This is a genomic window from Streptomyces sp. NPDC102462, assembly GCF_044765425.1.
GTDB lineage: Bacteria > Actinomycetota > Actinomycetes > Streptomycetales > Streptomycetaceae > Streptomyces.
Window position 1 is genome coordinate 116,988 of sequence record NZ_JBIWKB010000024.1, and the last position, 11,280, is coordinate 128,267.

An 11,280-nucleotide genomic window follows, 5' to 3' on the forward strand; every position below is an offset into this window, starting at 1 on the left:
CCCCGCTCCGTCCGCCAGGGACAGCCGGCCGGTGCGGGGAAGCCGAGCCGAAGGGACGCCGTATGACCCCGCGCGCACCCGCCGGACCCGACAGCGCCGTGCTCGCCGGGATCCACCAGCTGTACCACCGCCAGAGCCACCTCATCGACGGCGGCCGGGCCGCGGACTGGGCCGCGACCTTCACCGCCGACGCCACCTTCGACTCCCCGAGCTACCCCGCGGCCGTCACGGGCACCGCCGCGCTGACCGCGTTCGCCGGGGAGTTCGCCGCCACCGCGGCGGCGGCGGGCGTGGTGCGGCGGCACATCGTCACCAACCTCGTGGTGGAGAGCGCCGGAGCGGACACCCTGCGGGTCCTTGCCTACCTGCAGATCGTCGCGACACCGCGCGGCGGGACACCGCACCTCGAACGGCTGACCACCCTCACCGACCGGGTGGTCCGGGACGGCGACGTCTGGCGCGTCGCATCCCGCCGGGTACGCCGCGACGACACCCCCGAACCCGACGCCGACACCCCCGAACCCGACGCCGTCGCGCCCGCATCCGGCAACGACCGCTGACCCGCCGCCCACACGCGCATCCCTCGGGGACGGCCGCGCCCCTCCCAAGCTCCCGGCGCCCGTCGCGCACACCCCGCCCGACCGCGCACCGCACGCTCTTCCGCCCCCGCACGCCCCCGGCGCACCGCACCCGCCGGTGCTCCACGCCCGGGAGCCACCCTCCCGGAGCCCCCGCCCACCCTTGCCACCGTCCGGGACACGGCGGCCGGGTACACCGCGGCCCCGCCCCGACCCGCACTTCAACGACGAAGGAACCTTCTTCATGAGCACCATCGACACGCCGGCCACCGCCCTCGACGCCGACGCCGCCGCGGCCCACCGCTCGGGCCCCGGCCGGGTCGACCACCGGCCGCCCACCGCGTACTACCCCGAACTCGCGGGCACGGCCGCCGTCGTGACCGGTGCCGCGCGCGGCATGGGTGCCGTCTTCAGCGAGGGCCTTGCCCTGCGCGGGGTCGACGTGATCGCCGCGGACATCGACCTCGACGCGATGAAACGCACCGCCGAGGAGATCAACGCACAGGCCGACGCCCTGCCCGAGGGCGGCAGGCGCGGCCGCATCGTGCCCGCCGCGGTCGACGTCGGCGACCCGGCCGGCCACGAGGAACTGGCCGCGCTCGCCGCGACCGAGTTCGGCCGCCTGGACCACTGGGTGAACAACGCGGGCATCTTCCCGCACGCCTTCGCACAGGACATCCCGCCGGAGCAGATCGACGCGGTGCTGCGCGTCAACGTCCAGGGCGTGCTGTTCGGTTCGCAGAGCGCGGCCCGGCACATGCGGCCGGGCGGCGCCATCGTCAACATGTCCTCCGTGTCCGCGGTCCGGGTACGCAAGGGCCGTGCCGCGTACTGCGCGTCCAAGGCGTCGGTCGCCCACCTCACCGAGTCCCTGGCCGTCGAGTTCGGCGACCTCGGGCTGCGCGTCAACTCCATCGCCCCGGGATACATCGACACCGAGATGACCCGCTGGGTGCGGGAGGACCCCGCCGCCCTCGGGCACGCCCTGGACAGCGTGCCCCTGCACCGCCTCGGATCCCCGCAGGAAGTCCTCGGCGTCCTGCTGTTCCTGCTCTCCGACAGCGCCCGTTACGTCACCGGGCACAGCCTGGCGGTGGACGGCGGTTCCCGCCATGTCTGAGGCTGCGTATCCCGCGTATGCCGCGTACGCCGAACCGGTGCGCTACCCGTCGGTGGTCCTCGTCACGGGCGCCGCCGCGGGCATGGGCGCCGAGCACGCCCGGGCGCTGGCCCGCCGCGGCAGCCATGTGCACCTCGCCGACGTGGCCGACTGCGCACCCGTCGCCCAGGAGATCGCCGAGGCCGGCGGCCGGGCCACCGCACACCACCTGGACGTCACCGACTCGGCCGGCTGGCGCGCCGTGGTCGAAGCCGTTCGTGCCGTGGACGGCCGGCTGGACGGTCTGGTGAACAACGCCGGCGTCTCCCGGCGGCTGCGGTTCATGGACACCACCGAGGAGGTGTGGGACCGGGTGCTGCGGGTCAACCTCTTCGGCGCCTTCCACGGCATGCAGGCGGTGGCCCCGCTGATGCGGGACGGCGGAGGCGGCGCGATCGTCAACATCTCCTCGATCTCCGGCCTCATCGGCTACTTCTCGCCCTCGTACGCGGCAAGCAAGTGGGGGCTGACGGGCCTGTCGAAGTCGGCCGCCGGCGAGCTGGCCGCGTGGAACATCCGGGTGAACTCGCTGCATCCGGGCCTGGTGGCCACCGGGCTGCTGGCCGGCTCGGACGCCTTCGTGGCCTCGGCACGGCGCAGCATCCCGGCCGGGCGGCCGGCCGAGCCCGCCGAGATCACCGACGCCGTCCTCTTCCTGCTGTCCGACCGCAGCGCGTACATGACCGGCAGCGAGGTCACCCTCGACGGCGGTCTGGTGTCCAACGGGCTGTACCACCGCATCCTCGCCGACGCGGAAGGAGCCTTGTGATGACCGACCTCGACGACCTCGACGTCATCGTGGTGGGCGGCGGCGGCGCCGGTCTCGCCGCCGCGGTGAGCGCCGCCGAACGGGGTGCCACGGTCCTGCTGTTCGAGTCGGAAGGGGAACTGGGCGGCTCGACACAGCTGTCCGCCGGCCTGATCACCGCCGCCGGCACCAGCGTGCAGCGCGCCCTCGGTGTCGACGACAGCGCCGAGCGCCACTTCCAGCACTACATGGACCTCAACCAGTGGCAGCTCAAACCCGGCCTGGTGCGTGCCTTCTGCGCCGCGGCCGGCCCGACGCTGGAGTGGATGATCGGTCTCGGCCTGGACGTCCCCGCCGTCCGCTCCAGCGACGCCCACACACCGGGGCTCTCCCGCGCGGGCGTGGAGGACGTGTGGCGCGGCCATGTGCCCCGCGACCAGGGTTACGGCCTGGTCCAGGTCCTCGACCGGGCGCGCAGGGCCCGCCGTGTCGAGGCCGTTCTGCACACCCGCGTCACGTCGCTGCTGTACGAGGACGGCCGGGTCACCGGGGTCGTGGCCGACGGCATCGAGGTACGCGCCCGCGCCGTGGTCGTCGCCAGCGGCGGCTTCGCCCAGAACCCCGGCCTGCTGCGCCGGCACTACCCGGACGCGCTCGACGCGGGCGACTTCCTGTTCGTGGTCGCCGCCCCGGGCAGCCGCGGCGACCACCTCGCCTTCGCCGAACAGACGGGCAGCGCACTCGCCGGCGACGGCTGGGGGCTGATGCTGCCCACCGCCTACTTCCAGCGCCACCACCACTGGCAGGCCGGATTCCCGCCCGCGTCACGGGTGTACGTCAACTCCTCCGGGCGGCGCTTCATGGACGAGGACGCCTCGTACGCCGTCTCCAGCGGCATCATCCTCGCCCAGGACGGCCCCGTGTGGGCGGTGTTCGACGAGAAGGCACGGCTCGGCCTGCCGACCGGCTACGCCGACTGGACCCCCGCGCGGGTCGCACAGGAGGCGGCGGCCGGGCGCCTGGCCCGGGCCGCCACCCTCGACGCGCTCGCCGAACACATCGGCGTACCCGCCCACGCGCTCACCGCCACCGTGACCCGGTGGAACGCGCAGCTGCCCGAGACCGGCGCCGATGCCGACTTCCTGCGGGAGCAGTCCCTGGCGGCCAAGGGCGCCCCGGCCCGCCCCGACCCGATCGCATCGGCCCCGTACTACGCGGCCCGGGTGCTGCCCGCCGAACTCGTCTGCACGCACACCGGGCTGGAGATCGACCACCGTGCCGCCGTACTGGACCGCACCGGCAGCCCGGTTCCCGGACTGTTCGCGGCCGGCGAGGCGGGCGGGGGAGTGCTCGGCATGCGCTACGTCGGCGGCGGCAACGCGGTCGCCAACGCCCTCACCATGGGCCGCATCGCGGGCGTCAACGCCGCCGCAGCCGCGTGACCCCCACCCCCACAGCCGGATCATCCCCTTCCCTTCCCCCCTCTCTTCTCTCCTCTCTCAGGATCTCTTCCTCTCCCTCTCTCAGGAGCCGTCATGGGAACGAACCTCAACGTCGAGGGCAGTGACCCCGGCAGAAGAACGATCAGAAAGGTCTCGCTCCGGATCTTCCCGATCGTGGGCCTGCTGTATGTGTTCAACTACATGGACAGGTCCAACATCAGCTACGCCGAACTCGGCATGCGCGACGACCTGGGCATCACCACGGCCACCTTCGGCGCGGTCGCCTCGATCTTCTTCCTCGCCTACGTCGTCCTTGAGATCCCCAGCAACATGATGCTGAAGAAGGTCGGCGCCCGGCTCTGGCTGGCCCGCATCGCCATCAGCTGGGGCCTGGTCACCGTGGTCACGGGATTCGTCACCGACGTCACCCACCTGTACGTGGCCCGGATCGCGCTGGGCATCGCCGAGGCCGGCCTCTTCCCCGGGCTGCTGCTCTACCTGACGTTCTGGTACCGGGGCCGGGAACGCGGCCGGGCCATCGCCATGCTCGCGCTCGCCCAGCCGATCGCCATGATCCTCGGCAGCATGACCGGCGGCTGGATCCTCGACCACGCCCACTGGCTGGACATGAGCAGCTGGCGCTGGGTGTTCATCCTGCAGGGCGCTCCCGCCGTCGTCATCGGCATCGTCACCCTCGTCTGGCTGCCCAACCGGCCGGCCGACGCCCGCTTCCTGAACCCCGACGAGCGGGCCTGGCTCCAGGCGGAGATCGACAAGGAGTACACGCAGGACGGTGCCGGCGGCGCGGCGCAGGAGACGGTGCGCGGCCAGCTCAGGACGCTGAAGAACCGCAAGGTCCTCTACCTGGCCGTCGCCAACTTCTTCGCCGCCTGCGGCCTGTACGGCTTCTCCTTCTTCCTGCCGAAGATCGTCCAGCAGCTCGACCCTTCGTACTCGGCCACCAACATCGGTCTGCTCGGCGCCATCCCGTTCCTGGTGGGCGCGGTCGGCATGCTGCTGGTCGCGCGCAACTCCGACCGCACCAGCGAACGCCGCTTCCATGTGATCGGCCTGATGCTGCTGGGCGCCGCGGGCCTGGGCGGCACCATCGCCTTCCGGCACAGCCCCACCCCGGCCCTGATCTGTCTCAGCCTGGTCGCCGTCGGCGTCCTCGGCTACATGGCCCCCTACTGGGCGCTGGCCGCCCGGGTGCTGCCGCGCGAGCAGACCGCGGTCGGCCTGGCGGGCATCAACTCCATCGCGGCCCTCGGCGGCTTCGTCAGCCCCTACCTCATCGGCAAGAACGCCACCGCCGACGACGTCACCGTCGGCCTGTACTTCCCGATCGGCTGCCTGATCGTGTGCGCCGTGATGCTCGCCTTCCTCAAGGTGCCCCGGGACCGGCGCGACAGCGGGGCACACACGCGCCCGGCCACCGAAGTCCCCGCCTGACCGCTTCCGCCGCATCGACCCGCCCACCCCACCCGGCGATCCGCCCACCCCGGCGCATCCACCCCACCGCATCCCCCACCGCGTCCGACCCGCACGCCCCACCGCATCCGATCCGGCCGGGCCGCCGCACGCGGCCCGGCCACCCGCCCACCCGAGGAACCACCGCCATGCCCCACTACCGCAGCGTCGGCGACGTACCGCCCAAACGCCACACCCAGCACCGCGGCACGGACGGCCGTCTGCGGTTCGAGGAACTGATGGGCGAGGAGGGCTTCTCCTCCGACTCCTCCCTCCTCTACCACCGGGAGATCCCCTCGGCGATCACCGACTCCCGTCCCTGGGACCTGACCGGTCAGGACACCACCGCCAACCACCCGCTCAAACCACGGCACTTCACACCGCACACCCTCTTCGGCGCCGACGTCTGGCGCACCACGGACGCGGTCACCGGCCGCCGCCTGCTGCTCGGCAACGGCGATGTGCGGATTTCCTACGTGGTGGCCGGGGCCGCCTCCCCGTACTACCGCAACGGCCTCGGCGACGAGTGTGTGTACGTGGAGAGCGGCGCGGCCCGCGTGGAGACCGTGTTCGGCACCCTCACCGCACGCGCGGGCGACTACGTCGTCCTGCCCCGCGCCACCACCCACCGCTGGCTGCCCGAGCCGGACCGGCCGCTACGGCTGTACTGCGTCGAGGCCAACTCGCACATCGCCCCGGCCCGCCGCTATCTGTCCCACCACGGCCAGCTCCTCGAACACGCGCCGTTCTGCGAGCGCGATCTGCACGGCCCGGCCGAACCGCTGCTGGCCGCGGGCACGGACGTCGACGTGCACGTCAAGCACCGCGGCCCCCGCGGAGAGGTGCTGGGCACCGTGTTCACACAGGCCACGCACCCCTTCGACGTGGTCGGCTGGGACGGCTGCCTGTACCCGTACACCTTCAGCATCCACGACTTCGAGCCGCTGACCGGGCGCATCCACCAGCCGCCGCCCGCCCATCAGGTCTTCGAGGGCGACCGGTTCGTCGTGTGCAACTTCGTGCCCCGCAAGGTCGACTACCACCCGCTCGCCATCCCGGTGCCCTACTACCACTCCAACGTCGACAGCGACGAGGTGATGTTCTACTGCGGCGGCGACTACGAGGCCCGCAAGGGCTCCGGCATCGGCCAGGGATCCGTCTCGCTGCACCCCGGCGGCCACGCCCACGGCCCGCAGCCCGGCGCCTACGAGCGCAGCATCGGCGCCGAGTTCTTCGACGAACTGGCCGTGATGGTCGACACGTTCCGGCCGCTCGAACTCGGTGAGGGCGCCCTTGCCGCGGAGGACCCCGGCTACGCCTGGACCTGGGCCGGACGGGGGCCCGCCGCGTGAGCGTGCTCCTGGACCGGCTCGTGGACGACGCGGGACTGTTCCCGCCCACGGCGCTCGCGCCCCCCGACGCCGTACGCCGACACCGCGCCGACCTGGCGGCCGGACACCCCATGCACACCCACCGCCTGCTCGTCGCCGCGGGCCTGCTGGCGCGGGTGCGCGCCGAACTACGACCGGACGACCGCTTCCGGATCGGCCTGATCGCCGACGGCACGGCGGCGGAGGACCCCGGCGCACGGCTGACGGCGGCGCTCACCACGATCGCCGCCGACCCCCGGCTCGAACTCGCCCTGATCGAGGCGCCCTTGGCGCTGTTCGGGCCGAGCGCGGCGGCGGCCGTACCCGCCGTCCTCGACGCGGTCCGCGGGACCGCCGTGCCCCTCTTCCTGGAACCGGCCGCACCGGCCGGGATCGAGGACCTGCTCGCCGCCCTGCCTCGCGACCCGGACCGGCCGGCCGGCGCGAAGCTGCGCTGCGGCGGCACCAGCGCCCGCCTGTTCCCCGACACCGCGGACGTCGCCCGGTTCATCGTCGCCTGCGCCCGGGCCCAAGTCCCCTTCAAGGCCACGGCCGGACTGCACCACGCGGTGCGCCACCGGGACCCGGCCACCGGCCTCACCCACCACGGCTACCTCAACCTGCTGCTCGCCACCGCGACCGCCTGCGCGGACCCCGCGGCGCCGCACCGCCCGGACCAGGACGCCGTCCGAGCCGCCCTGGAGATCACCGACACCGCGGACCTCGCGGGCCGCGTCCGGGCGCTGCCCGCCGCCACCGCCGCCCGAGCCCGCACGCTGCTGTTCTCCTACGGCTCCTGCTCCACCGGCACCCCGGTGAACGAGGCCGCCACCGTCCTCGGCCTCACCCGAAAGGACCTCACCCGATGACCCCCGACAGCTGGGTCCCCGTCCCCGAGGACTCGCCCTTCACGCTCCACAACCTGCCCTACGGGGTCTTCGCGCCCCCAGGCGGCCCCCGTCGGGTCGGCGTCGCCATCGGCGACCACGTACTGGACCTGGCCCGCGCCCTCGGGGACGACACCTTCGCCCGCCCCACCCTCAACGCCTTCCTCGCCCAGGGCCGGACCCGCTGGCGGCAGGTGCGCGCCGACATCACGGCGCTGCTCACCGACGCCTCCCGCCGACCCGGCGCCGAAGCGGCCCTGCACGCCGCCGCCGACGTCCGCATGTTCCTGCCGTTCGAGGCCGCGGACTACGTCGACTTCTACGCCTCCGAGCACCACGCCGCCAACATCGGCCGGATGCTGCGCCCGGGACAGGAACCGCTCACCCCGCAGTGGAAACACCTGCCGATCGGCTACCACGGCCGGGCCGGAACCCTCGTCGTCTCCGGTACCGAGATCAACCGCCCCTGGGGCCAGACCCGGCCCGCCGGAGCCGGGACGCCCTCCTTCGGACCGAGCCGCAAGCTGGACATCGAGGCGGAGGTCGGCTTCGTCGTCGGCACCGGCACCGCGCTGGGCACGTCGGTGGGCGTCGACGCCTTCGCCGACCACGTCTTCGGCGTCTGCCTCGTCAACGACTGGAGCGCACGCGACCTCCAGGCATGGGAGTACGTGCCCCTCGGACCCTTCCTCGCCAAGTCCTTCGCGACCTCCGTCTCCCCGTGGATCGTCCCGCTGGACGCCCTTCGGCACGCGCGGACGGCACCGCCGGCCCGGACCGTGCCGCTCCAGGACTATCTGCGCGACGGCGAGGACTGGGGCCTCGACCTGACCCTGGAGGTCCGCCTCAACGGACACCTGGTCGCCCGGCCGCCCTTCACCTCCATGTACTGGACCCCGGCCCAGATGCTCGCCCATATGACCGTCAACGGGGCGTCGCTGCGCACCGGCGACTTCTACGCCTCCGGCACCGTCAGCGGACCCGGGCCCGGCCAGCGCGGCTCACTGATGGAGCTGACCTGGAACGGCAAGGAACCGCTCACCCTTCCCGACGGATCCACCCGCGCCTTCCTCGAGGACGGCGACGAGGTCACCCTCAGCGCCACCGCACCGGGACCGCACGGCACCCGGATCGGCTTCGGACAGGTCACCGGACGCGTCACCGCCGGCCCGCGCACCGCCCCAGCGACGCCACGGAGCCCCGGTGAACAGGGGCTCAGCGAACGCGGAGACACGAGGAACGCCGAGACACGAGGAACGCCGAGACACGATGAACGCGGAGACACGATGAACAAGGTGACCGACGCGGACAGCGCCGTCGCGGACATCACCGACCGGTCGACCCTCGCCGTCGGCGGGTTCGGTCTGTGCGGCATCCCGACCGTCCTGATCCGCGCACTGCACCGCGGCCGGGCGAGCGACCTGCGGGTCGTCTCCAACAACTGCGGCACCGACGGCCACGGCCTCGGCATGCTGCTCGCGGACCACAGGATCAGCCGGGTGACCGCCTCCTACGTCGGCGAGAACAAGGAGTTCGCCCGCCAGTACCTGTCCGGTGAACTGGAGGTCGAACTCATCCCCCAGGGCACCCTGGCCGAGCGGCTGCGCGCGGGCGGCTGCGGGATACCCGCCTTCTACACACCGGCCGGCGTCGGCACCCAGATCGCCGACGGCGGACTGCCCTGGCGCTTCGCCCCCGACGGCAGCGTGGCCGTCGCCTCACCGCCCAAGGAACGACGCGACTTCCGGGGCGTCGAACACATCCTGGAGACGGCCATCACCACCGACTTCGCGCTGGTGCGGGCGGCCAGGGGCGACACCCACGGCAACCTCGTCTTCCACCGCTCCGCCCGCAACTTCAACCCGCTCGCCGCCATGGCCGCCACCGTGACCGTGGCCGAGGTGGAGGAACTGGTGGAGCCCGGCGCGCTCGATCCCGACGAGATACACCTGCCCGGAATCTTCGTACAGCGGGTCGTGCCGCTCACCCCCGGCCAGGCGGCCGACAGGACGATCGAGAAAGAGACGGTGCGCGGCTGATGCCCTGGAACCGACAAGCGCTGGCCGCGAGGGCCGCGGCGGAACTGACCGACGGCTCCTACGTCAACCTCGGCATCGGTCTGCCGACCCTCGTCCCCGGCCACCTTCCGCCCGGCGTCGACGTCGTCCTGCACTCCGAGAACGGCATCCTCGGCGTCGGCCCCTATCCGTACGCGCACGAGGTCGACCCGGACCTGATCAACGCAGGCAAGGAGACCGTCACCGTCGTCCCCGGAGCCGCCTTCTTCGACGCCGCGCTCTCCTTCGGCATGATCCGCGGCGGTCACATCGACACGGCCGTCCTGGGCGGCCTCCAGGTCTCCGAACGCGGCGACCTGGCCAACTGGACCGTGCCCGGCAAGATGATCAAGGGCATGGGCGGCGCCATGGACCTCGTCCACGGCGCCCGGCGCGTCATCGTGCTGATGGAACACACCGCCAAGGACGGCAGCCCCAAGATCGTGCGCGAGTGCACCCTTCCGCTCACCGGGCGGGCCTGTGTGCACCGCATCATCACCGACCTCGGCGTCTTCGACGTCACCCCCGGTGGGATCGCCCTCGTCGACCTCGCACCCGACGTCACCGTCGACCAGGTACGGGCGGCCACCGGAGCCCACCTGATCACGGACGCCCCGTCCCCGAACCAGCAGCGAGCAGGAGTCGCCCCATGACCGTGAGAATCCTCGTCACCGTGAAGTATGTGCCTGACGCCACGGGCGACCGGCACTTCGCCGATGACCTGACCGTCGACCGGGACGACGTGGACGGTCTGCTCTCCGAGTTGGACGAGTACGCGGTCGAACAGGCGCTGCAGGTCTCCGAGAACTCCGACGACGATGTAGAGGTCACCGTGTTGACGGTGGGTCCGGAGGACGCCAAGGACGCGCTGCGCAAGGCGCTGTCCATGGGTGCGGACAAGGCGGTCCATGTCGAGGACGACGATCTGCACGGCACCGACGCGATCGGTACTTCCCTGGTGCTGGCGAAGGCGATCGAGAAGGCCGGTTACGACCTGGTGATCTCCGGTATGGCCTCCACGGACGGCACGGGCGGTATCGTCCCGGCGCTGCTGGCGGAGCGCCTGGGTGTTCCGCAGGTGACCCTGCTGTCGGAGGTGGCGGTGGAGGACGGCGCGGTCAGGGGCCGCCGGGACGGGGACACCGCCTCGGAGCAGCTGGAGGCCCGGCTTCCGGCGGTGGTGTCGGTCACCGACCAGTCGGGTGAGGCGCGTTACCCGTCCTTCAAGGGGATCATGGCCGCGAAGAAGAAGCCGGTCGAGTCCTGGGACCTGTCCGACCTGGAGATCGACGCCGGGGAGGTCGGTCTGGCGGGTGCCTGGACGGCGGTCGACTCCGTGGCCGAGCGTCCGGCCCGCACCGCGGGCACGATCGTCAAGGACGAGGGCGAGGGCGGCAAGCAGCTCGCCGAGTTCCTAGCGGCCCAGAAGTTCATCTGAGAGAGGTTACGGATCCATGGCTGAAGTCCTCGTCTGTGTCGATCATGTGGACGGTGCCGTCCGCAAGCCCACCCTGGAGCTGTTGACCCTGGCCCGCCGGATCGGTGAGCCGGTCGCGGTCGCGCTCGGCG

At 72.5% G+C, this 11,280-nt stretch carries 10 protein-coding genes and 1 pseudogene; all 11 read left to right on the plus strand.

Going from position 1 to position 11,280, the window contains the following annotated elements; genetic code table 11:
- Window positions 1-62 precede the first annotated feature (62 nt).
- Entirely contained in the window at window positions 63-560 is a 498-nt protein-coding gene (locus ACIRFL_RS21815; protein WP_404030703.1) for a nuclear transport factor 2 family protein, read from the plus strand.
- Window positions 561-822: 262 nt separating this feature from the next.
- Entirely contained in the window at window positions 823-1,698 is an 876-nt protein-coding gene (locus ACIRFL_RS21820) for an SDR family NAD(P)-dependent oxidoreductase (protein WP_404030706.1), read from the plus strand.
- A gap of 37 nt (window positions 1,699-1,735) precedes the next feature.
- Entirely contained in the window at window positions 1,736-2,506 is a 771-nt protein-coding gene (locus ACIRFL_RS21825; RefSeq protein ID WP_404030748.1) for an SDR family NAD(P)-dependent oxidoreductase, read from the plus strand.
- Entirely contained in the window at window positions 2,506-3,927 is a 1,422-nt protein-coding gene (locus tag ACIRFL_RS21830) for an FAD-dependent oxidoreductase (protein ID WP_404030709.1), read from the plus strand. Before ACIRFL_RS21825 ends, ACIRFL_RS21830 begins: the two co-directional genes overlap by 1 nt.
- Before the next feature lie 93 nt (window positions 3,928-4,020).
- Window positions 4,021-5,379, plus strand: a complete 1,359-nt coding sequence (locus ACIRFL_RS21835; protein WP_404030712.1) for an MFS transporter — start codon at window positions 4,021-4,023, stop codon at window positions 5,377-5,379.
- A gap of 167 nt (window positions 5,380-5,546) precedes the next feature.
- Entirely contained in the window at window positions 5,547-6,749 is a 1,203-nt protein-coding gene (locus ACIRFL_RS21840; protein WP_404030714.1) for a homogentisate 1,2-dioxygenase, read from the plus strand.
- Window positions 6,746-7,636 carry a hypothetical protein gene (locus tag ACIRFL_RS21845; protein WP_404030717.1) on the plus strand — a complete coding sequence of 297 codons (891 nt, stop codon included), beginning with the start codon at window positions 6,746-6,748 and terminating at the stop codon, window positions 7,634-7,636. The genes ACIRFL_RS21840 and ACIRFL_RS21845 overlap by 4 nt, the downstream gene beginning before the upstream one ends.
- A complete protein-coding gene (fahA, locus tag ACIRFL_RS21850; protein WP_404030720.1) occupies window positions 7,633-9,693 on the plus strand; it encodes a fumarylacetoacetase in 2,061 nt (686 codons plus the stop codon). Before ACIRFL_RS21845 ends, fahA begins: the two co-directional genes overlap by 4 nt.
- Window positions 9,693-10,364 carry a 3-oxoacid CoA-transferase subunit B gene (locus ACIRFL_RS21855; RefSeq protein ID WP_404030722.1) on the plus strand — a complete coding sequence of 224 codons (672 nt, stop codon included), beginning with the start codon at window positions 9,693-9,695 and terminating at the stop codon, window positions 10,362-10,364. The genes fahA and ACIRFL_RS21855 overlap by 1 nt, the downstream gene beginning before the upstream one ends.
- Window positions 10,361-11,149 (plus strand): electron transfer flavoprotein subunit beta/FixA family protein, encoded by a 789-nt coding sequence (locus ACIRFL_RS21860; protein WP_404030725.1) that lies wholly within the window; start codon window positions 10,361-10,363, stop codon window positions 11,147-11,149. Before ACIRFL_RS21855 ends, ACIRFL_RS21860 begins: the two co-directional genes overlap by 4 nt.
- Window positions 11,150-11,165: 16 nt before the next feature.
- Window positions 11,166-11,280, plus strand: a pseudogene (locus tag ACIRFL_RS21865) (electron transfer flavoprotein subunit alpha/FixB family protein); the annotation flags it as partial.